This window comes from Pseudomonas mandelii (assembly GCF_024138395.1).
Lineage (GTDB): Bacteria > Pseudomonadota > Gammaproteobacteria > Pseudomonadales > Pseudomonadaceae > Aquipseudomonas > Aquipseudomonas mandelii_E.
Genome location: NZ_JAMYDU010000003.1, coordinates 470193 through 491865, shown reverse-complemented (window position 1 = coordinate 491865; position 21673 = coordinate 470193). Strand labels below are relative to the sequence as shown.

Genomic DNA, 21673 nt, shown 5'->3' with positions numbered 1-21673 from the left:
GAGTGTCGAGCGTGGAATCAGAAGTCAGTGGAGTTCAACTCATTCATGATCCGCGCGCGCTGCATGACGATCCGTTACTGGACGGCCTGCTAGCCCTTTGCACTTTGCACCAGAAACCGGCCAGCGCCGCGATGCTGACCACCGGCCTGCCGTTACCCAAGCAACGCCTGAGCGTCGAACTGCTGCCCCGAGCGGCCGCTCGCGCCGGGCTGCAAGGGCGGGTATTGCAGCGCAAGCTGGAACAGATTCCAGCGATTGCCATGCCGGCGCTGTTGCTGCTCAAGGACGGTCGCAGCGCGGTGCTGCTCGGCTGGCAAGGTGAAGACCAGGCCCGCCTGCTGCTTAGCGAAAGTGACGGTGGCGAGGTTTGCGTCAGCCGTGAACTGCTGGCCGACGATTACAGCGGCAAAGTCTTCTTCGCCCAACCCCAACATAAATTCGACGTCAACCACGGCACGCTGATCCCGCGCGCGCGTTCATGGTTTCGCGACACCCTCAAGCGTTCGCGCTGGCTGTACGCCGACGCCATCGCCGCCAGCTTTCTGATCAACATCATTGCCATGGCCGCGCCGCTGTTCGTGATGAACGTCTACGACCGCGTGGTGCCGAACCAGGCCGAGTCGACTCTTTGGGTGCTGGCCATCGGCATCACCGGCGCTTACGTGTTCGACCTGATCCTTAAGAGCCTGCGCAGCCTGTGCCTGGACCTGGCCGGCAAGAAAACCGACCTGATCATCTCCGCGACGCTGTTCGAGCGCATCGTCGGCATGGCCATGAAGTACCGCCCGGCCCGTGTCGGCAGCTTCGCCCAGAACATCCATGAATTTCAGAGCCTGCGCGACTTCCTTGCGTCGCTGACTCTTACCAGCCTGATCGACCTGCCGTTTACGCTGCTGATCTTCATGGTCATCGCGATCCTGGGCGGGCATCTGGTGTGGATTCCGGTGCTGGCGTTCCCGATTGCCTTGCTGATCGGTTATGCCTTGCAGAAGCCGCTGGTGGCGACCATGGAACGAACCATGGCCCTGGGCGCCGAGCGCCAGTCGAGCCTGATCGAAACCCTCGCCGGCCTCGATGCGGTGAAGGTCAACAACGCTGAAAGCGAACGCCAGTATCAGTGGGAGCAAACCATCGGCACCCTCAGCCGCCTTGAGCTGCGGGTGAAAATGCTGTCCGGTCTGGCGATGAACATCACCTTGCTGATTCAGCAACTGGCCGGGGTGATCATGATCGTCTTCGGTGTGTACCAGATCATCGACGGCCACCTGAGCATGGGCGGCTTGATCGCGTGCTACATGCTCAGCGGTCGTGCCCTCAGCCCACTGGCTTCGTTGTCCGGCCTGCTGACCCGCTACCAACAGGCCCGCGTGACCATGACCTCGGTCGATCAGATGATGGAGCTGCCGCAGGAGCGCAATTTCGACGAGCGCCCGCTGAGCCGCAAAGTGCTGCAAGGCGCCATTGAATGCCGTCAGCTGAGCTTCACTTACCCGGATCAGCAGAACCCCGCGCTGAAGAACATCAACCTGATCATCAAGCCCGGCGAGAAGATCGGCATCATCGGCCGCAGCGGCTCGGGTAAAAGCTCCCTTGCAAAACTGCTGGTGGGCCTCTATCAGCCGGACGACGGCGCGCTGCTCGTGGATGGTGTGGATATCCGTCAGATCGACGTCAGTGAATTGCGCCACAACATCGGCTACGTGCCCCAGGATATCCAATTGCTCGCTGGTACTCTGCGCGACAATCTGGTCTCGGGCGCGCGCTATGTCGAAGACGAATTGGTGCTGCAAGCCGCGGAACTGGCCGGCGTTCACGAATTCGCCCGTCTGCACCCGCAAGGTTATGAGCTGCAAGTCGGTGAGCGTGGGCAGAACCTATCCGGCGGTCAGCGCCAGAACGTCGCCCTGGCCCGAGCGCTGCTGCTCAACCCACCGATCCTGCTGCTGGACGAACCGACCAGTGCCATGGACAACACCGGTGAAGAACGCCTCAAGCAACGCCTCGCTGCGGTGGTTGAAAACAAGACTGTGGTGCTAGTGACGCACCGGGCTTCGCTGTTGTCGCTGGTTGATCGTTTGCTGGTGATCGACCGTGGGCAGATACTCGCCGATGGCCCGAAAGCCGCCGTGATGGAAGCGTTGAAGAAGGGGCAGATCAGTGTTGCTTAAGTCCGGGATCAAAGATTCCATCCGCCGCTACTTCAAAGGCTCTGCATCGCTGCAAGGCCAGCCCCTTCCCGAGGTCAACAAAGCGCTGATCGAAGACGCCCCGCGCGTGGTGCGATTGACGATCTGGGCGATCATCGGCTTCTTCGTGTTCCTGATGCTTTGGGCTAACTTCGCGGTGGTCGATGAAGTCACCAAGGGCGACGGCAAGGCGATTCCGTCGTCGAAGATTCAGAAGATCCAGAACCTTGAGGGCGGCATCGTCTCCGAGCTGTTCGTCACCGAAGGCCAGATCGTCGAGGCCGGCGCGCCGCTGATTCGTCTCGACGACACGCGGTTTGCCTCCAACGTCGGTGAAACCGAGGCCGATCGGCTGTCGATGTTGCTGCGTGTGGAGCGCTTGAGCGCCGAGGTCGACGACCGTGCGCTGAACTTCCCCGCCGATGTGCTCAAGGCTGTTCCCGTCCAGGCTGCCAGTGAAGAATCTCTGTACATCAGCCGTCGTCAGCAACTGCACGATGAAATCGGTGGCCTGAAGGAGCAGTTGATCCAGCGTCAGCAAGAGCTGCGCGAGTTCACCTCCAAACAGTCTCAGTATCGCAACGCGTTGTCGCTGCAACGTCAGGAAATCAACATGTCCGAGCCGTTGGTGGCTCAGGGCGCGGTGTCACCGGTGGAAGTTTTGCGACTCAAGCGCGCCGAGGTGGAAACTCGCGGGCAACTGGACGCCACGACCTTGGCGATTCCTCGCGCCGAATCGGCGATCAAGGAAGTGCAGCGCAAGATTGACGAGACTCGTGGCAAATTCCGCAGCGAAGCCCTGACCCAACTCAACGAAGCACGCACCGATCTGAACAAGGCCCAGGCCACCGGCAAGGCCCTGGAAGACCGGGTCAGCCGGACGCTGGTGACATCGCCGGTGCGCGGCATCGTCAATAAGTTGCTGGTGAACACCATCGGCGGCGTGATCCAGCCGGGCAGCGATCTGGTGGAGATTGTGCCACTGGATGACACCTTGCTGGTAGAAGCCAAAATTCGCCCGCAAGACATCGCGTTCCTGCATCCGGGGCAAGATGCCACGGTGAAATTCACAGCTTACGACTACACCATTTACGGTGGGCTGAAGGCCAAGCTGGAGCAGATCGGTGCCGACACCATCACCGACGAAGACAAGAAGACCACGTACTACATCATCAAACTGCGCACCGAGCGCAGCCACCTCGGGACGGATGAAAAGCCGTTGCTGATCATCCCCGGGATGGTGGCGTCGGTGGACATCATTACCGGCAAGAAGACCGTGCTCAGTTATTTGCTCAAGCCGATTATTCGGGCTCGGGCCGAGGCGTTGCACGAGCGGTAGTTTTTCGGTTGGGGCTGATGGCCTCTTCGCGGGCAAGCCTCGCTCCTACCGGGCGAGGCTTGCCCGCGAAGGCGGCCTCAAGAACACCACATCTCAAATGCCATATCGTTATTCATTAACGGTATTTAAATTTCAATTCTTATACCTATAAAGTCACTCCCCTGCGTACCTGCCGACCAATCGGCGCGCCGCACGACACGAACCAACACGGGACCTCCGTGAGTTTCTGATCGACGCGCGCCCTTGAGCGTGCCGTGCGTGGGAGTGATTTTTATGTCAGCCGTCTCTTTTTCTCCAAAACCTGCATCAACCAGCGCCGCCACCATCGCGTCGCAAGTCTTCGAAGTCCGTCCGTTCAGCGGTGCCGTCGGTGCCGAAATCATCGGCCTGGACCTGTCCCGCCCGATCAACGATCAAGACTTCGCCCGCATCCATCGTGCGCACCTGGATCATCACGTGGTGGTGTTCCGCGACCAGCGCATTACCCCCGAACAGCAGATCGCCTTCAGCCGCCGTTTCGGCGTGTTGCAGATCCACGTACTCAAGCAGTTCCTGCTGGCCGGGCATCCGGAAATCCTCATCGTTTCCAATATCATCGAAAACGGCCAGTCCATCGGCCTCGGTGACGCCGGCAAGTTCTGGCACTCGGACCTGTCCTATAAAGAACTGCCAAGCCTGGGCTCGATGCTGCATGCCCAAGAGCTGCCGTCCGAAGGCGGCGACACGCTGTTTGCCGACATGCACAAAGCCCGGGACAACTTGCCCGATGCGCTGCGTAAAGCCGTCGAAGGTCGCTCGGCCGCGCATTCCTACACGGCGCGCTACAGCGAGACAAAATTTGAAGGCAACTGGCGCCCGACCCTGACGCCGGAGCAGCTCGCTCAGGTCGCCGAAGTGGTTCACCCCATCGTCCGCACCCATCCGGAAAATGGCCGCAAGGCGTTGTTCGTCAGCGAGGGCTTCACCACCCGCATCGTCGGTTTGCCGGAAGACGAGAGCAAACAAGTGCTCGACGAGCTCTACGCCCACAGCGTGCTGCCGCAAAACATTTACCGCCATCAATGGCAGGCCCACGACCTGGTGTTCTGGGACAACCGTTCGCTGATTCACCTCGCCGTCGGATGCCCCAGCCATCTGCGCCGCAAGTTGTATCGCACCACCATCCAGGGCGACGCGCCTTTCTGATTTCGGAGAACTCCCATGTCCAAACGTCTTCCATTTGCACCGTTGGCTGCGGCCATTGGCCTGGGTTTCAGCCTGCTCGCCGGCAGCCTGGTGGCGCCGACCGTGGCTCACGCCGAAGGTGAAATCCGTATCGCCGAACAGTTCGGCATTGTTTATCTGCTGCTCAACGTGGTGCGTGATCAGAATTTGATCGAGAAGTATGGCAAGCAGGAAGGGATCGACATCAAGGTCGACTGGACCCAGCTCTCCGGCGGTTCGGCGGTCAATGATGCGTTGCTTTCCGGCTCCATCGACATTGCCGGTGCCGGCGTCGGTCCACTGCTGACCATCTGGGACCGCACCCACGGCAAGCAGAACGTCAAAGCCGTGGCTTCCCTGGGCAACTTCCCTTACTACTTGGTGAGCAATAATCCGAAGGTCAAAACCATCGCCGACTTCACCGAAAAGGACCGCATTGCGGTGCCGGCGGTCGGGGTCTCGGTGCAGTCGCGCTTCCTGCAATACGCAGCGGCCAAGCAATGGGGCGACAAGGAATTCAATCGACTCGACAAGTACACCATCGCCGTTCCGCACCCGGATGCCACCGCGGCACTGATCGCTGGCGGCACCGAGTTGAGTGGGCACTTCTCCAACCCGCCGTTCCAGAATCAAGCGCTGGAAAACCCCAGCGTGCATGTGGTGCTGAACACTTATGACTTGCTGGGTCCGAACTCGCCGACCGTGTTGTTCGCCACCGAGAAATTCCGCAACGACAACCCGAAAACCTACAAAGCCTTCATCGCCGCGCTGACTGAAGCGGCCGAGTTTGCGCAGAACGATAAAGGTGCGGCAGCCGACACTTACATCCGTGTCACCAAGGCCAAAATCGACCGCGCGGCGCTGCTGAAAATTATCGACAACCCGCAGTTCGAATTCAGCATCACACCGAAAAACACCTACCCGCTGGCCGAGTTCCTCTACCGCGTCGGCGCGATAAAAAACAAACCGGATTCGTGGAAGGATTACTTCTTCCAGGACGCCCAACCGCTGCAAGGGAGCTGACCGACATGAACGCCCCTTTGCAAGGCCACACGGTCAGCAAATCGATCGCGACAGCTCAAGCGCTGCTGTCGGTCGACCAGGTCAGCCTGGAATACCGCACGCCTGCGCGTGTGGTTCGAGCGACGCATCAGGTCAGTTTCGAGATCGATCCGGCGGATCGTTTTGTGCTGCTTGGTCCTTCCGGCTGCGGTAAATCGACATTGCTCAAAGCCGTTGCCGGGTTCATTCAGCCCTGTGAGGGTGAGATTCGCTTGCAAGGCCAGCGGGTCGATGCGCCGGGACCGGACCGGATCGTGGTGTTCCAGGAGTTCGATCAGCTGCCGCCGTGGAAAACCGTCAAACAGAACGTGATGTTTCCGCTGCTCGCTTCCAAAACCCTCAAACGCCGCGAGGCTGAAGAGCGGGCGCTGCACTATCTGGACAAGGTCGGTCTGGCTGCGTTTGCCGATGCCTATCCGCATACCTTGTCTGGCGGCATGAAAGCTCGCGTGGCCATTGCTCGTGCCTTGGCGATGCAGCCGAAGATCCTGTTGATGGACGAGCCCTTCGCCGCCCTCGACGCGCTGACCCGACGCAAGATGCAGGAAGAGTTGCTGCTGCTCTGGGAAGAGGTGCGATTCACGCTGCTGTTCGTCACTCACTCCATCGAAGAAGCGTTAGTGGTGGGCAATCGGATTTTGCTGCTGTCGCCGCATCCGGGTCGGGTGCGAGCGGAAGTCCATAGCCATCAATACGACTTGCACAGCTTGGGTGGCGTGTCGTTCCAGGAATCGGCGCGGCGCATTCATCGGCTGTTGTTCGACGAAGGTCAGTCGCCGGAAACCGAGCGTGAGCTGGATTTCGCCGATATTCGCATCGCTTATTGAGGTGCCCGATGAGCCATTCATCATCTGCGCGTAAAGAGTACGAAACTGTTTTGCAGCCGCTGACTAGCGTACCGCTGGAGCGTGAATTACCGCTCGGCCAGCGTCTCTGGCAGCAAGGCTGGCTGCGCAAAAGCCTGATCCTGATGTTGCTCGCGGTGCTATGGGAAGCCGTCGCCCGATATCAGAACAACGACCTGTTGCTGCCGAGTTTTTTGCAAACCGCCAATGCGCTGCAAGATGGCCTGCTCAGCGGCGAACTGCTGAGCAAGGTGTGGATTTCGCTGGTTGTTTTGCTCAAGGGTTACCTGATTGGCATCGTTCTGGCGTTTGTCCTGACGACGCTGGCGGTATCGACCCGGTTCGGTCGTGATCTGCTGAGTACGTTGACCTCGATGTTCAATCCATTGCCGGCCATTGCCCTGTTGCCACTGGCGCTGCTGTGGTTTGGCCTGGGGCAGAACAGCCTGATTTTTGTACTGGTGCATTCGGTGCTTTGGGCGTTGGCCTTGAACACCTATGCCGGGTTTCTTGGCGTTTCGGAAACCTTGCGCATGGCCGGACGCAATTACGGCCTCAAGGGCATGCGTTTCGTGCTGTTCATCCTGATCCCGGCAGCGTTGCCGTCGATTCTCGCTGGGCTGAAAATCGGCTGGGCCTTCGCCTGGCGTACGCTGATCGCTGCTGAATTGGTGTTTGGCGCTACCAGCGGCAAGGGCGGTTTGGGTTGGTACATCTTCCAGAATCGTAATGAGCTGTATACCGACAAGGTGTTTGCCGGGTTAGCGGTGGTGATCCTGATCGGCTTGCTGGTGGAGAATCTGGTGTTTGATACGTTGGAGCGGGTGACGGTGAAGCGGTGGGGGATGCAGCGCTGAGTTTTGCGGTGTCTGATCTGGCGCCATCGCGAGCAAGCCCGCTCCCACATGGGTTCTTTGTCGTACACAAAATCTGCAACCACGGAAGATCAACTGTGGGAGCGGGCTTGCTCGCGAAGGGGCCAGCCCTATCACCACCGCATCTAAAGATGTTTGCTAGCATTGCGTCTGAATCAATCCAGATCAGACATGAGTGCTCAGCATGCAACTCCCGGACATGAACCTGTTGGTCGCCCTCGATACCTTGCTCGACGAGGGCAGCGTAGTGGGCGCTGCGCGGCGGATGAATCTCAGCCCGGCGGCGATGAGCCGGACGCTGACGCGGATTCGCGAGGCTATTGGCGATCCGATTCTAGTGCGCGCCGGCCGTGGCCTGGTGCCGACGCCCAAGGCGCTGGAGTTACGCGAGCAGGTGCGGGACCTGGTGGAGCAGGCCGCTTTGCTGTTCCGCTCAGCCGATGATGTGGATCTGGGCAGTTTGCGCCGGCGGTTCAGCATTCGCGCCAATGATTTCTTTGTGGGCGTCTACGGCGGCAAGCTATTCGACACGATGGAACGTCAGGCCCCGCATTGTGAATTGCGCTTTGTCCCCGAGGGTGATGGGGACGACGAAGCGTTGCGCGAAGGGCGTATCGACTTAAGCGTCAGCAACAACCGACCACTGATGCCGGAAGTGAAGGTGCAGAACCTGTTTTCCACTCACTTTGTCGGGCTGGTGCGTGAAGACCACCCGTTGTTCGATGAAGAGATCACCGCCGAACGGTTTGCCGGTTTTTGCCATATCAGCATGTCGCGCCGGGGGATCTCCCGTGGGCCGATCGACACGGCGCTCAACGCCTTGGGGCTGGAGCGGCGGGTGGCGGTGATTGCGCCGAGTTTCCATGCGGCGATGTTCGCCTTGCCGGATTCCGATCTGATTCTGCCGGTGCCCAAGGAGGCATTGCTGAGCGTGCGACGCCTGGGGTTGAAATTGCGCTCGTTTACCCTGCCGATTCCATTGCCGACCATTATGCTGACCCAGGCTTGGCATCCGCGTTTCGACAAGGACCCGGCTCACCGCTGGATGCGCGAAACCCTCAAGACCTGTTGCGATGAGACGTGGCTGGCCGCACAGCCGGTTTAAAGATCAAAAGATCGCAGCCTTCGGCAGCTCCTACCGGGGATATGTGTTCGCCATGCTTTTGTAGGAGCTGCCGAAGGCTGCGATCTTTTGATTTAACGATTGCGTATGGCGCACTTATAAGCTGCCAATAAGTCAATTTTCGTAAGCTCCCACCCTCCCTAAAATGCTTCGGTATTCCCCTTCCGGAGCTTGCAGTACATGACTTCCCTCACGGTCACGGCGCCTCTCGCTGCGGCCAAACCAGCGACCGCCATCACGCCTCCGGTCTTCGGCCCGCGAATCATCATCGGCCTGGTAGGCGTGTTGCTGGCGGTGCTGGTGTCGGGCCTGAACGAGATGGTGACCAAAGTCGCGCTGGCCGATATCCGTGGCGCGTTGGCCATCGGTTACGACGAAGGCACCTGGCTGGTCGCCAGTTACACCGCGACCTCGGTGGCCGCCATGGCGTTTGCCCCTTGGTGTTCGGTGACGTTTTCGTTGCGACGCTTCACCCTGTACGCGATCAGTGCATTCACCTTGCTGGGTGTGTTGTGCCCGTTCGCCCCGAATTACGAAAGTCTGCTGGTCGTGCGCACCTTGCAAGGTCTTGCTGGCGGCGCGCTGCCGCCGATGCTGATGACCGTTGCCCTGCGGTTCTTGCCGGCCAACGTGAAACTCTATGGCCTGGCCGGTTATGCCCTGACAGCGACCTTCGGCCCCGGTCTCGGTACACCGCTGGCCGGGTTGTGGACCGAGTACGTCGGCTGGCAATGGACCTTCTGGCAAATCGTCGTGCCGTGCCTGATTGCCATGGCAGCGGTGGCTTATGGTTTGCCTCAGGATCCGCTGCGGCTGGAACGCTTCAAACAGTTCAATTGGCGTGGCTTGCTGCTGGGGTTTGCGGCGATCTGCATGTTGGTGATCGGCATTCTGCAAGGCAATCGGCTGGACTGGTTCGAGTCGAGCCTGATTTGCGGACTGCTCGGCGGCGGGTTGCTGTTGCTGGTGCTGTTTCTGATCAATGAGTGGTCGCAACCGATTCCGTTCTTCAAGTTACAGATGCTCGGTATCCGTAACCTGTCGTTCGCCCTGTTGACCCTGGCCGGCGTGCTGGTGGTGTTGCTCGCGGTGGTCCTCATTCCTTCCAGTTACCTGGCTCAGGTCCAGGGTTATCGCCCGGTGCAGACCGCGCCGATCATGCTGCTGGCGGCGCTGCCTCAGTTGATAGCGCTGCCGTTGGTGGCGGCGCTGTGCAACCTGCGTTGGGTCGATTGCCGCTGGGTGCTGGGGATCGGCCTGAGCATGCTGGCGCTGTCTTGCCTCGGTGGTTCGCAACTGACGTCGGTATGGATTCGCGATGGTTTCTACGTCCTGCAATGGCTGCAGATTTTCGGTCAGCCCATGGCCGTGCTGCCGCTGTTGATGCTTTCCACCGGCAGCATCACACCGATGGAAGGGCCGTACGCCTCGACCTGGTTCAACACCGTGAAAGGCTTGGCGGCGGTGATTGCCACGGGTGTGATCGAGACATTGACCACCGCAAGGCTGCATTTCCACTCGACCATGCTGGTGGACAACCTGGGTAATTCGCCTCTGGTTGACGGCACTAGCGTTGGTCTCGCTCACCGACTGCATCAACAGGCCTTAGTGCTGACCTCTTCCGATCTTTATCTGTGCATGGCCGGTGTCGCCGTGGCGCTGATCCTGCTGATTTTCTGGCTGCCAACGCGGATCTATCCACCGCGCGCGCCGACTTGAATGCTTCACTGAAACAGAAGGTTTTTATGACGACTCAATCAAAGCAAAAAGTCGCTGTCGGCATTGCCGCAGTGATGGCGGTCAGCGTGTTGATTTATCTGCTGGCGCCGGGCTTGTTCGGTAAGCGTACACAGCAGAGCACCAACGATGCCTTCGTCTCGGCGGACTTCACCTTGGTGGCACCGCGCGTGGCGGGGTTCATCAAGGACGTGTTGGTGGAAGACAACCAGCAGGTCAAGGCCGGGCAGCTACTGGCATTGATCGACGACCGCGATCTGCGCGCCGCCGCTGAGGCCGCCGATGCTGAAACCCTGGTGGCCAGGGCGCAGTTGCAGAACGCTCGGGCCACGCTGGAGCGCCAGACATCGGTGATCGCTCAGGCCCAGGCCACAGTGGTTTCGGCGAAGGCTGAAATGGCTTTCGCCGAGCATGAACTGAACCGCTACAACCACCTCGCCGGGGTCGGCGCCGGCACGGTGCAAAATGCTCAGCAAGCGCGTACGCGCATCGATCAGGCCTCTGCTCGCTTGGCCAATGCCACGGCAGTGCTCGCGGCGGAACGCAAGCAGGTAGAGATCCTGACCGCCCAGCGTGATGCGGCCGAAGGTGGGCTGAAACGTGCGCAAGCGGCGCTGGAAATGGCCAGCTATGAGCTGTCCTATACGCGCATCGTTGCGCCCCAGGACGGCATGGTCGGCGAGCGCGCCGTACGGGTCGGCGCCTATGTCACTCCGGGCAGCATGATTCTCGCTGTGGTGCCGTTGGAGCGGGCTTATGTGGTCGCCAATTTTCAGGAAACCCAACTGACTGACGTACAGCCGGGGCAGAGCGTGCAAGTACATGTCGACAGCCTCGGCGGCGAAGCCCTGCGCGGACGTGTCGAGAGCATCGCACCGGCTACGGGCGTGACCTTCGCCTCGGTCAAACCGGACAACGCCACCGGCAACTTCACCAAGGTTGTGCAACGGATTCCGGTGAAAATCATCCTCGATCCGGGGCAGCCATTGGCCGAGCGGTTGCGGGTGGGGATGTCGGTGGAGGCGAGGATTGATACTGCAAGCGCCAGCGAGCATGAGGTCGCGCAACGATGAAGATTTTTGTTGATAGGGCTGACGTCTTCGCTAGCAAGCCCGCTCCCACATTCGATCTGCTGGGTGCCCAAGCTTTATGCTCAAAAGGAGATCCAGTGTGGGAGCGGGCTTGCTCGCGAAGAGGCCAGTGGCCTTGCATTCCCCTTTATGCCTTGCTGGTCATGAGCCTTTCGGCTTGCACTGTCGGCCCGGACTTCCAGAAACCTCAGCCGCAACAAGTGGCCGAATGGTCCAAACCAATTAAAGCCGCCGCCAGTCAGATCATTCCCAGCGAAATGGACGAACGCTGGTGGGAAGTATTCCACGACCCGAAACTCTCTGCCCTGACTCAACGCGCCCTGACCGACAACCTCGACCTGAAGCTCGCCAGCAGCCGCTTGCAACAAAGCCGCGCCGCGCGCCAGGTGATCACCGCCAACCGCTATCCCAATACCGCCGCCAGCGGTAGCTACGGGCGCAAACGCAACAGCGGTGAAGGCCTGAGCGATCCGTCGGGCAACAACGGCGACTCGGCGTTCAATCTGTGGGACGCAGGCTTTTTCGCTTCTTGGGAGCTGGATTTCTGGGGTCGTGTGCGCCGCGAAACCGAAGCCGCCGATGCCACCCTGGAAGTGGCGGAAAACGATCGTCGCGGCGTGCTGCTGTCGGTGCTCGCCGAAGCCGCTCAGGACTACATTCAACTGCGCGGTGTGCAAAGCACGCGGGCCGTCACCGAGCAGAACCTCGACGTCGCCCGACATAGTTTGAAACTCTCGCAACTGCGCCTGGCTGATGGTGTGGCGACGGATCTGGACGTTGCCGAAGCCGCTGCGCAAGTCGCGGCCATTGAATCACGGTTACCGGCGCTGGAGCAGCGTCAGTCGCAACTGATCAACGCCCTGAGCCTGTTGATGGGCGAACCGCCGCAAGCGCTGTCCGCTGAGTTATCCACAGACGCCCCGGTGCTGCAAACCCCGCGTCAGGTCGCCATCGGCTTGCCCTCGCAATTGGCTGAGCGGCGCCCCGATATCCGTCAGGCCGAAGCCCGTCTGCACGCCGCTACCGCCAGCATCGGCGTAGCCAAGGGTGACTTTTATCCGCGGATCACCCTGTCGGGCAACATCGGTTCGCAAGCCATGCAATTAAGCGATTTCGGTTCCTGGGGCTCGCGCTCGTTCGGCATCGGTCCGCAGTTCAGCCTGCCGCTGTTCGACGGCGGTCGCCTGCGCGGCATGTTGCACCTGCGCGAAGCCCAGCAACAGGAAGCGGCGCTGGCCTACCAGCAAACCGTACTGCGGGCTTGGCATGAAATCGACGATCAACTCACCGCTTACAATGCCAGCCAACTGCGCCGCGACAGCCTTGCCGAAGCCGTGCGCCAAAACCAGATCGCCCTGCACACCGCGCAACAGCAATACGTCGAAGGTGTGGTGGATTTCGTCAACGTCCTCACCGTGCAAGGCGAATTGCTGGCGACCCAGCAGCAGTGGGTTGAAAGCTCGACCGGGGTGTCGTTGGCAATGGTTGGTTTGTACAAGGCGTTGGGTGGGGGATGGGAGTCGGTGTATCCGGTGGGAGAGATGGCGCAGCGCTGATCTGCTCGCAGAAAAACGAAAAAACCGGCCGGAGCCGGTTTCTTCACCCTGACTGCCAGCGAACTTAATCGCTGCGTACAAGGTTTAGTTCGGCCAGATTAAGGTGTCAGGTCTACGTCTGCAATCTGTGGCTGTCCGGCTATGGTGTAGGAACCTTCTGGATGATTTGTAAGGCAATTAATACTGATCGGCGAGCACGCCCTTTCAACCAATGATGGCCATCCGGCTTGACGCTCACCCCCGCTGTCATAGACTCCGCTCATCCGTCAGGGAGTTACGGTTATGCGGCGTGTTCGTGTTTGGGTTATTGGATTGACCTTTGTAACGTGCGTAGTACAGGCGCAAACGCCTGCGCCAGACGATCCGCTACTGGAAAACAGTGCGGTCGGTGGTAACGCGTCGGCCAGCAGTGAAGCCCGTGGTGTGCTGCGAGCCCGGGATCAGGCGGTGCTGGCCAGCGAGTTGTCGGGGCGGATTGTCGAGTTGCCATTCAGTGAGGGCGAGTCGTTCAAAAAGGGCGACACCCTGGCGCGATTTGACTGTTCGGCTTATCAGGCTCAGCTCAATGCAGCTCAGGCCGCCAGCCGTGGTGCCGGTGAAGAACTGGCGCACAACAAGCAACTGGCGGCGTTGAATTCAGTCGGGCGCTTTGAAGTGGCGCGGGCCGAGGCTAAGGTCAGCGAGATTCATGCGCAGTCTCAGGTCTATCAGGTTCAGGTCAAACGCTGCAGCGTGGTGGCGCCGTTCGATGGTCAGGTCGTCGAGCGCAAGGTCAAGCGCTACGAAAGCGTTGCCGCTGGCGCACCGTTGCTGGACGTGGTCGATAACCGCACCCTGGAAATTCACCTGTTGGTGCCGTCGCGCTGGATGGGCAAACTCAAGCCCGGCCAGACGTTCAGTTTTGTCCCCGATGAAACCGGTCAGCCGCTGGATGCCACGGTCAAGCGACTCGGTGCGCGGATCGACGAAGGCAGCCAGACCTTGCTGCTGGTGGCGGCGCTACCCAACGCCAATGGTCTGTTGGCCGGCATGAGCGGAACGGCGCATTTTGCGGAGTTCAAATGAACGCCCCGGTGACAGGTGGCGCCGAGCAGGTGTTCGCAAGGTTTCTCGACCTAGAACGCCAGACCCGCGCCGCGCGCACGCCTTCGCAACTGGCTTACAGCTTGGTCAATGACGGCCAGGCACTGTTCGGTTTTCGCCATGCTGCGCTGTTGATCGCCGGTAAGGTGCAGGCGGTCACCGGTGTCAGTGCCGTGGAACCGAATGCGCCGTTCGTGGCGTTTGTCGAGCAAGCAGTCGCGCAGCTGTTCAAGCTTGAGGTGTTGAAACAGGCGCGGGTGATCACACCCGATCTTCTCAGTGAATCGATTCTGGCCGATTGGCAAAGTCTGTCAGCCGCTCAGGTGTTCTGGCTGCCGCTGATCGATCATCAGGGTGAGGTGTTCGGCGGTCTGTGGCTGGCGAGGGATGTGCCGTGGAACCCTTCCGAACAAGTGCTGCTGTCGCAACTGGGCGACACCTACAGCCATGCCTGGCTGGCGCTGCAGCCGCGTAAACCCTGGCGATTGCGCTGGACGCGCAAGCGTCAGGTGGCGCTGGTCGCCGTGTTGTTGCTCGGGTTGCTGATCCCGGTGCGCCAATCGGTGCTGGCCCCGGCCGAAGTCGTCCCGTTGGGCGGTCGGGTGGTCGCGGCGCCGCTGGACGGGGTGATCGCCGACTTTCTGGTCAAACCCAACCAGACGGTGAAAACCGGCGACCTGCTGCTGCGCTTCGAAAGCACCACGCTCAAGGCTCAGGCCGATGTGGCAGAGCGCGCCCTGGGCGTTGCCGAAGCGGAACTCAAGGCCAATTCCCAACGCTCCTTCGCCGATGCCGAATCCAGTTCGAAAATCGATCTGCTGGCGGCTCGCGTCGAGCAGAAACGTGCCGAACGGGATTACGCCCGTGAACTGCTCAAACGCAGCGAAGTGCGCGCCGAGCGGGACGGTATCGCGGTGTTCGCCGACGCCGAGCGCTGGACCGGAAAACCGGTGCAGACCGGCGAGCGGCTGATGGAAATCGCCGACCCGAACCAGGCCGAGTTGCGCATCGAATTGGCCATGGGCGATGCGATCTCCCTGGAGCCGGGTGCGCAAGTTGCGCTGTTTCTCGACAGCGATCCGCTGCAGCGGCATCTGGCCAAACTCGAACGTTCGGCCTACGAGGCGCAACCTACCGCTGCCGGGCAACTGGCTTATCGACTGGATGCGACGTTCGACGCCGCGCCGCCGCGTATTGGCCTGCGCGGCACCGCGAAAGTCTTCGGCGACCGTGCGCCACTGGCGTTGTATCTGTTGCGTCGACCGCTCGCCGGTTTGCGTCAGAGCGTAGGCCTGTAGATGAGCCTGCCGAGCCTGCGGGCAGACCTGCAATTGTCGGCGGCGGCCCCGGCCCTTGACGGGTCGCCGCGCTGGACCCTGGCCGACCCGGTGCGTGGGCGTTATTTCAAACTCGGTGCGGCGGCGATGCGCCTGCTGCGCCATTGGTCTCTGGGTGATTCGGACCAAGTGCTGCGTGCCGCCAACCGCGAACCGGGGCTGCCACTGGATAGCGTGGCGCTTGAGCAATTGCTGGAGTTTTTGCGTGGCCACGACCTGATTAGCGCCCTCGACCCGTCGCAGCGCGCCAGTTACAGCCTGAAGGCCGCGGCTCAGCGCCAGAGCCTGTGGCAAATCCTGCTGCATCAATACCTGTTTTTCCGGATTCCGCTGTGGCGCCCGGACGCCTTTCTCAATCGAGCCTGGCCGTGGCTGGAGCGTTTCGGCCCGCGCGCATTGCGCTACGGATTACCCGCGACGCTGGGGCTCGGGGTGTTTCTGGTGTCGCGGGACTGGCAGCGGTTTATCGCGACCTTTCCGCACCTGTTCAGCCTCGGCGGTGCGCTGGCGTTTGCTGTGGCGCTGTTTTTCGCCAAGCTTTGCCACGAGTTCGGCCATGCCTTTATGGCCAAGCGCGCCGGTTGTCGGGTGCAGAGCATGGGCGTGGCGTTCATGGTGCTGCTGCCGATGTTTTACACGGACGTCAGCGATGCCTGGCGCGTCAATGATCGCCGGGCGCGGTTGCTGATCGGTGCCGGCGGGGTGCTGGCGGAACTGGTGTTGGCGTGTATCGCACTGCTCGCCTGGTCACTGCTGCCTGACGGCCCCGGGCGCACGGCGGCGTTCATGCTCGCCAGTGCGACCTGGATCACCACGCTGGTGATTAACCTCAACCCGTTCATGCGTTTCGATGGCTACTTCTTGCTCAGCGATTTCTGGGAAGTGGACAACCTTCAGGGGCGGGCCTTCGCCTTATGCCGCTGGCGACTGCGCGAGTTTTTATTCGGCTACGCAGCCCCGGCGCCAGAGCCATGGTCGCCGAAGATGCAGCGACGTTTGCTGATCTGGGGGTATGGCGCGTGGCTGTGGCGCGCAGCGTTGTTTTTCGGGATTGCGCTGGCGGTGTATCACCTGTTCTTCAAGGTGTTGGGGATTATCCTGATGCTGGTGGAACTGGTGTGGTTCATCTTTCTGCCGATCCTGAGCGAGTGGCGGCAATGGTGGAACCGTCGCGAACAGGCGCATGCGCCTCGAGTATTGCTCAGCGGCCTGGCGTTGCTTGGGCTGTTGCTGCTGCTGGCGTTGCCTTGGCGCAGCGCGGTGGAGTTGCCGACGATGCTAGAGGCCGGACGCGCCAGCGCCCTGCACGCGCCGGTGGCGGCGCGGGTCAAAACGGTGAATGTGCATGACGGCCAGATCGTCGCTCAAGGTGAGGTGCTGATTGAGCTGGAATCACCGGATCTGGACTCTCGCCAGGCCATCGTCCGCCGCGAAATCCAGATCCAGCAATTACAGATGCGTCGTCAGGCCGGCCGCAGCGAAACCGCCGCCGATGCCGGTATCGTCGAACAGCGCCTGGCCGAAGCCGTGGCCGAATATCGCGGCTTGGCCGCCCAGCGTGAGCGTCTACTGCTGCGCGCGCCCCACGGCGGCAAGGTGCGCGATCTGTTGCCGCAGCTCACGGTCGGCCGCTGGCTTTCCACCGAGGATCCTTTGGCACGGGTGGTCGAAGACGGCGCGCGGTTGCGTGGTTATCTGGCCGAAGCCGAACTCTGGCGTGTCGCCCCAGGTGCCAGCGGACGGTTCATCGCCGATGACCCCATGCACCCGGCAATTAAGGTGCAATTGAGCGAAATCGACACCAACGGCGTGGCTTATATCGATCAGGAAGCGCTGACCTCCGATCACCACGGGCCAATTGCCGTGCGACGCGATCAGCATCAGCGCGCCGAGCCGGTGCAGGCGCAGTACGGCGCGCGGTTGAGCATCCTCGAAAATACCCCGACACCGGTGCAGCCGTTGCGCGGCATTGTGGTGTTGCAAGGCCGAGGCGAGTCGTTGCTGGGCGTTGCCTGGCGGCGCTTGGCGGCTTTGGGGGTCAGGGAAAGCGGCTTCTAAGGGAGAACAGCTAAGGGAGAACAACGATGGCGAAAACCGATTCAGTGGCAGCGGACGGCTTGGTGGTCAGGCCTTCGCGGACCAGCGATGGACCTTTTCTGCACAGCCTTTACCAAGCGGCGCGGCCGGATCTGCAATGGATCGACGGTGAGCAGGAGGTGGTCGAGCAGGTGGTTGCCCAGCAGTTCAAGGTGCAGGAACAAGGGCTGGGGGAGAACTTCCCCAACGCCATGCATTACGTGATCGAGAAACTCGACACGGCCATTGGCGCGCTGACCACGGACTTCGGCCCCAATGAAATTCGCGTGCTGTATCTGGCGTTTATCCCACAGGCCCGCGGCAAGGGTTACGGTCGGACGGTGCTGCAAGGCGTGCAAAAAGCCGCACAACAAATCCGCTGCCCGGTGGCGACGGTGGTCTGGGCCAACAACCCCCATGCGCGCCAGCATTACCTGGCGCTGGGGTTTCAGGTTGAAGAGCGCAACCCGGCGGCGGAACGGTTGGTGTGGTATCCGCAGGGTTAAGAGCTATACAAAAAACTGTGGGAGCGGGCTTGCCCGCGATGACGGACAGACAGGCAACATCGATGTTTGATCAGCCGACCCCATCGCGGGCAAGCCCGCTCCCACAAAGTGATCTGCACCCCAAAATTAGGATTGGTGTCCAGCTTTTGGGGTGCAGATCAAAGTTTTCAGTTGAACGCGATGTAGAAGTACCCCAGTTGCGGATCACGCCCCATGGCTGGCACTCGGGAGACAAAGATATCTTCTACCTGGCCCAGCCCCGGCAACTCCAGCCCGCACAACCCATCGACAAAATCGGTGGGTTGCAGGCTGTTGAGCTCGACGCTGAACGGCATGCGTTCGCTGTTCGGCATTTGTGAGCGGGGCGTTTCTGCAAGGGTGTCGATATGGATCGGCAATTCACTGCCATCGGGCAGTCGCAGCGTCCCCGTCTTGCCCAGCAGTGCCTGAAAGTGTTGGCTTTGAACCTGTTGCAGCATGGCATCACTCCATCAAGCAAAAGTGGCCGGGGGATTTGAACCCCCGGCCAGACCCTCAGTTACGTGAAGGGAAAAGACCGTTCAGAGCGATGCTGAAGTTGAGCACCAGAAACGGGTTCATCACCTCCATGGGCAAGCCATTGCCGGTGGAAGAAATTTCCCCTGTCACCGTGCTGGTCACACCCTTGAGCGGCACAGCCGCGGCGCCTTGCTGATCGGAGTAAATGCTCGCCGAGCCGGGCCCGCCGCCAGAGGCGCCGATGTACGAGTTGGTCGCGGTCGGGTTGGTGACCGGGTTGCTCGCCGGGCTGGCCAGTTGCAGGGTGGTGCTGGCCGTGAGCCCGGACAAGGCGTGGGTGTGGTTGGGCAGGTTGGTGATAGTCGCGGTGACGTTCTCGGTCCCGGAGACTTCGCCAATGACGCGCGGGGTCAGGCCCAAGCCGTTGCCCATGGCAACCGGCATGCGACCTTGCAGGTTGGGTAGCATGAAACTGGTGGTGCCATTGCCTCCGAAGTTGACACCCAGCAGTGCGAAAACCGTGTTGTATTGCGAGATGCTCAGCGTCTGGCCGTTGCATAGGGCCCAGCCGTTGGGCGCGAAGTTAAAGGCGAAAGGCTGGATAGTGCCGATGAATACTTCCATGGTTCCTCATCCCTCAGGTTAGTGTCTGATACGTCACGTTGCAGACCCGGTTGTCCGGGTAGTTCGCGCTGATCAGCCGACTCCTTTCATCTCCGTGGCTGGGTCACGCCACGCCAAAGCGTAGACGCTGATCGGAATGATTGCCGGACGTCGTTCGTCGCAAGGCCAGCATCGACGTCGGGCTCGCGCCTGTCCTACAGTGCTTGGGAAGCTTCGGTCTTCAGTTGGCCGTTGCAAGGGGAGGTAATGGAGGCGCGCAGAGAAACACCGTTGGGCGACACCCAAGACCCGCATGCGATGCCGGGCTCGTGGGCTACTGCCCGTCGCTTGCTTCGATGGGCGCGGGAGCATTGGCTATTGTCGATCCTGGTATTGGCCACGCTGGTGCGCTTCTACCACCTGACCGCGGCAGCGATCCGGGGCGACGAAGGGTCCAGCCTGTTGCTGAGCCAGTATTCCCTGGTCGGGATCTGGGAGCACGCGGCTCATGATGTGCATCCACCCCTGTATTTCATGCTGCTGCACGGCTGGATCGGCCTGTTCGGCGACGGCATTTTTTCGATTCGCAGCCTGAGTGCGCTGCCGGGGATTGCCACGGTGGGGCTCGGCGTCTGGCTGGTGGACTTGCTCGCTACCCGCCGCGCCGCGTTGCTGACCGGGGTCCTGCTGGCGCTGCTGCCCACGGCGGTGCGTTACAGCCAGGAAGTGCGGATGTATTCCCTGCTGGGGCTGTGGCTGATCGGTGCCACGATCGCCTTGATGTATTGGATCAGGCGGCCGCAACGCACACGCTATCTGGTGATTTACACCCTGCTGATGAGTGCGGCGTTCTACACCCATTACTTCACGGCACTGTGCGTGCTCTGCCACTGGCTGTATCTGGGGCTGATCCGCGTGCAGCCAGGGTATCGATTACGGCACATTCAGCGCTCTGGCTGGTGGCTGGCCAACATAGCGATTGTGGCGTTGTACCTGCCGTGGCTGCCCAATCTGCTCGATCTTGTGCAGCACATGGACCAATTCAAAGCCAATGGCGATGTGGGGTGGGAGGCGCCCGTCACGCTTGGCTCATTGCCTTCGATGATCTGGTCGTTCCTGATCCAGGACGATGGCAAGAACTTGCCGCTGCTGGTTTTTATCGCGCTGCCACTGGCGCTGCTGGCCCTGGCGGGCGTGGCGCTGGCGCGAGACCGCAGTGTGTTCCGTGGCAGTGCACTGGCGGTGATCTACACCGCTCTCCCGTTGTCGCTGGTGTTTGCGGTGTCGTTCATATCGCCGGTGTTTATCGAGCGTTATCTGACCGCTTATGCCCTGGGCTTGCCGATGCTGTTGGCGCTGGCCATCGATCGCTTGTACGCGGGCTCCAAGGTTTTGGCGCTGGCCGTGCTGATGCTGTTTGTCGGCATCGAACTCGTGGGCCTGAAAAACAATGCCACGGTGGATACCGACAATCAGATCAGCGTCATGGTCCACGACGTGAACCAGCACTTCGCTCCCGGCGACCGGATCGATGTACTGAAATAACTCATGGTGTGAGGCTTAAACGATTCATCTTCCGAGTGTTATATAAGTTGTATTTTCCAGTCGATTTAGCTCCGATTTGATATCAAAGCACCACTAGTCGTATGGCCATTCGTGGTCTACGCTCCGTCGTACAAAGGACTGAATGACGGGTGAATGGATTGCAGCAGTTCCACTTTATCTCCGGCTTGCCGCGCTCAGGCTCGACCCTGCTTTCTGCCATTCTTTTGCAGAACCCGCGCTTTCATGCCGGCATGACCAGCCCCGTAGGTGCGCTCTTTTCCGGTGTTCTGGAACAATGCAGCGCCGGCAGCGAATTCGGTGCGGTAATTGATACCGACCTGCGTCGCCGTCTGTTGCGCGGTCTGTTCGATTCTTTCTACGCCGACAAGGCTGACAAACCGGTGGTGTTCGACACGAACCGCCTGTGGAGTTCGCGCCTGCCGGCGATCAGCGATCTGTTCCCTCAAGCCAAGATCATTGCCTGCGTGCGCAATGTCGCCTGGGTCATGGACAGCATCGAGCGCCTGTACCGCGCCAACCCCTTCGAAAACACCAAGCTGTTCGGCGATGCGGTCGAGCGCAACACGGTCTATAGCCGCTGCGAAACCCTGGCCCAGCGCAATCGGCTGGTGGGGTTTTCCTGGGCCGCCCTCAAGGAAGCCTATTACGGCGAACACGCCGACTCGTTGCTGATCATCGATTACGACCTGCTAAGCCAGGCGCCGGAGCGGGTGATGCGGCTGGTCTACGACTTTATCGGCGAACCCTGGTTCGAACATGACTTCGACCATTTGGCCTACGACGCGCCGGAATTCGATCAGGCGCTCGGCCTCTCGGGGCTGCACAAGGTGAAGGCCAAGGTCCAACTGCAATCCAGGCGCACGATCCTGCCGCCGGACTTGTTCAAGCAGTACGCCGAGTTGTCCTTTTGGCTCGATGGCTCAGCCAGCGCCGCCAATGTCATTCGTATGAAAGCCGACGCCGCGATCAGTTGATCGCGGCGTTTTC

At 60.7% G+C, this 21673-nt stretch carries 17 protein-coding genes and 1 pseudogene; 16 read left to right on the top strand and 2 right to left on the bottom strand.

The features are described from left to right. Positions 1 to 11 precede the first annotated feature (11 nt). The 14 genes from NHU87_RS08500 to NHU87_RS08435 all read left to right on the top strand — a co-directional run bounded on the left by NHU87_RS08500 (position 12) and on the right by NHU87_RS08435 (position 18019). The gene (locus tag NHU87_RS08500) at positions 12 to 2168 is read left to right on the top strand and encodes a type I secretion system permease/ATPase (protein ID WP_253547374.1); all 2157 of its coding nucleotides are present in this window, start codon (positions 12 to 14) and stop codon (positions 2166 to 2168) included. Continuing rightward, positions 2158 to 3525: an HlyD family type I secretion periplasmic adaptor subunit gene (locus tag NHU87_RS08495; protein WP_253547372.1), complete on the top strand. Its 1368-nt coding sequence runs from the start codon at positions 2158 to 2160 to the stop codon at positions 3523 to 3525. The genes NHU87_RS08500 and NHU87_RS08495 overlap by 11 nt, the downstream gene beginning before the upstream one ends. 273 nt (positions 3526 to 3798) lie before the next feature. Then, complete coding sequence (locus tag NHU87_RS08490) at positions 3799 to 4710, top strand: TauD/TfdA dioxygenase family protein (protein WP_253547370.1); 912 nt, start codon at positions 3799 to 3801, stop codon at positions 4708 to 4710. Positions 4711 to 4725: 15 nt separating this feature from the next. Then, entirely contained in the window at positions 4726 to 5751 is a 1026-nt protein-coding gene (locus tag NHU87_RS08485) for an ABC transporter substrate-binding protein (protein WP_253547368.1), read from the top strand. 5 nt (positions 5752 to 5756) lie between these two features. Continuing rightward, complete coding sequence (locus NHU87_RS08480) at positions 5757 to 6617, top strand: ABC transporter ATP-binding protein (protein ID WP_253547366.1); 861 nt, start codon at positions 5757 to 5759, stop codon at positions 6615 to 6617. Between the two features lie 8 nt (positions 6618 to 6625). Then, on the top strand, positions 6626 to 7492 hold the full coding sequence (locus NHU87_RS08475; RefSeq protein ID WP_253547364.1) for an ABC transporter permease: 867 nt from the start codon (positions 6626 to 6628) through the stop codon (positions 7490 to 7492). 202 nt (positions 7493 to 7694) lie between these two features. After that, positions 7695 to 8615, top strand: a complete 921-nt coding sequence (locus NHU87_RS08470) for a LysR family transcriptional regulator (RefSeq protein ID WP_253547362.1) — start codon at positions 7695 to 7697, stop codon at positions 8613 to 8615. 198 nt (positions 8616 to 8813) lie between these two features. Beyond that, on the top strand, positions 8814 to 10352 hold the full coding sequence (locus NHU87_RS08465) for an MFS transporter (RefSeq protein ID WP_253547360.1): 1539 nt from the start codon (positions 8814 to 8816) through the stop codon (positions 10350 to 10352). 26 nt (positions 10353 to 10378) lie between these two features. After that, on the top strand, positions 10379 to 11443 hold the full coding sequence (locus tag NHU87_RS08460; protein ID WP_253547358.1) for an HlyD family secretion protein: 1065 nt from the start codon (positions 10379 to 10381) through the stop codon (positions 11441 to 11443). Then, the gene (locus NHU87_RS08455; RefSeq protein ID WP_253547356.1) at positions 11440 to 13017 is read left to right on the top strand and encodes an efflux transporter outer membrane subunit; all 1578 of its coding nucleotides are present in this window, start codon (positions 11440 to 11442) and stop codon (positions 13015 to 13017) included. Before NHU87_RS08460 ends, NHU87_RS08455 begins: the two co-directional genes overlap by 4 nt. A gap of 282 nt (positions 13018 to 13299) precedes the next feature. After that, on the top strand, positions 13300 to 14082 hold the full coding sequence (locus tag NHU87_RS08450; protein WP_253547354.1) for an efflux RND transporter periplasmic adaptor subunit: 783 nt from the start codon (positions 13300 to 13302) through the stop codon (positions 14080 to 14082). Continuing rightward, positions 14079 to 15398 (top strand): efflux RND transporter periplasmic adaptor subunit, encoded by a 1320-nt coding sequence (locus NHU87_RS08445; protein WP_253547352.1) that lies wholly within the window; start codon positions 14079 to 14081, stop codon positions 15396 to 15398. Before NHU87_RS08450 ends, NHU87_RS08445 begins: the two co-directional genes overlap by 4 nt. Further along, complete coding sequence (locus tag NHU87_RS08440) at positions 15399 to 17495, top strand: biotin/lipoyl-binding protein (protein WP_253547350.1); 2097 nt, start codon at positions 15399 to 15401, stop codon at positions 17493 to 17495. A gap of 26 nt (positions 17496 to 17521) precedes the next feature. Next, on the top strand, positions 17522 to 18019 hold the full coding sequence (locus NHU87_RS08435) for a GNAT family N-acetyltransferase (protein WP_050682093.1): 498 nt from the start codon (positions 17522 to 17524) through the stop codon (positions 18017 to 18019). 167 nt (positions 18020 to 18186) lie between these two features. Here the strand turns inward: NHU87_RS08435 and NHU87_RS08430 are convergent, their stop codons facing one another. Both NHU87_RS08430 and NHU87_RS08425 read right to left on the bottom strand, forming a co-directional pair. Further along, a complete protein-coding gene (locus tag NHU87_RS08430; RefSeq protein WP_253547348.1) occupies positions 18187 to 18498 on the bottom strand; it encodes a DUF6916 family protein in 312 nt (103 codons plus the stop codon). A 55-nt stretch (positions 18499 to 18553) separates the two neighbouring features. Further along, positions 18554 to 19141: a phage tail protein gene (locus NHU87_RS08425; RefSeq protein WP_253547346.1), complete on the bottom strand. Its 588-nt coding sequence runs from the start codon at positions 19139 to 19141 to the stop codon at positions 18554 to 18556. Between the two features lie 246 nt (positions 19142 to 19387). Between NHU87_RS08425 and NHU87_RS08420 the strand changes: the two are divergent. Then, a pseudogene (locus tag NHU87_RS08420) lies at positions 19388 to 20650 on the top strand (glycosyltransferase family 39 protein); the annotation flags it as partial. A 164-nt stretch (positions 20651 to 20814) separates the two neighbouring features. Beyond that, complete coding sequence (locus tag NHU87_RS08415; protein WP_230174075.1) at positions 20815 to 21660, top strand: sulfotransferase family protein; 846 nt, start codon at positions 20815 to 20817, stop codon at positions 21658 to 21660. The last annotated feature ends 13 nt before the right edge of the window (positions 21661 to 21673 follow it).

Coding starts and splice junctions, on each gene's coding strand:
- NHU87_RS08490 (WP_253547370.1), top strand. CDS start 3,799: ATGTCAGCCGTCTCTTTTTCTCCAAAACCTGCATCAACCAGCGCCGCC.
- NHU87_RS08485 (WP_253547368.1), top strand. CDS start 4,726: ATGTCCAAACGTCTTCCATTTGCACCGTTGGCTGCGGCCATTGGCCTG.
- NHU87_RS08480 (WP_253547366.1), top strand. CDS start 5,757: ATGAACGCCCCTTTGCAAGGCCACACGGTCAGCAAATCGATCGCGACA.
- NHU87_RS08475 (WP_253547364.1), top strand. CDS start 6,626: ATGAGCCATTCATCATCTGCGCGTAAAGAGTACGAAACTGTTTTGCAG.
- NHU87_RS08470 (WP_253547362.1), top strand. CDS start 7,695: ATGCAACTCCCGGACATGAACCTGTTGGTCGCCCTCGATACCTTGCTC.
- NHU87_RS08465 (WP_253547360.1), top strand. CDS start 8,814: ATGACTTCCCTCACGGTCACGGCGCCTCTCGCTGCGGCCAAACCAGCG.
- NHU87_RS08460 (WP_253547358.1), top strand. CDS start 10,379: ATGACGACTCAATCAAAGCAAAAAGTCGCTGTCGGCATTGCCGCAGTG.
- NHU87_RS08455 (WP_253547356.1), top strand. CDS start 11,440: ATGAAGATTTTTGTTGATAGGGCTGACGTCTTCGCTAGCAAGCCCGCT.
- NHU87_RS08450 (WP_253547354.1), top strand. CDS start 13,300: ATGCGGCGTGTTCGTGTTTGGGTTATTGGATTGACCTTTGTAACGTGC.
- NHU87_RS08445 (WP_253547352.1), top strand. CDS start 14,079: ATGAACGCCCCGGTGACAGGTGGCGCCGAGCAGGTGTTCGCAAGGTTT.
- NHU87_RS08440 (WP_253547350.1), top strand. CDS start 15,399: ATGAGCCTGCCGAGCCTGCGGGCAGACCTGCAATTGTCGGCGGCGGCC.
- NHU87_RS08435 (WP_050682093.1), top strand. CDS start 17,522: ATGGCGAAAACCGATTCAGTGGCAGCGGACGGCTTGGTGGTCAGGCCT.
- NHU87_RS08430 (WP_253547348.1), bottom strand. CDS start 18,498: ATGCTGCAACAGGTTCAAAGCCAACACTTTCAGGCACTGCTGGGCAAG.
- NHU87_RS08425 (WP_253547346.1), bottom strand. CDS start 19,141: ATGGAAGTATTCATCGGCACTATCCAGCCTTTCGCCTTTAACTTCGCG.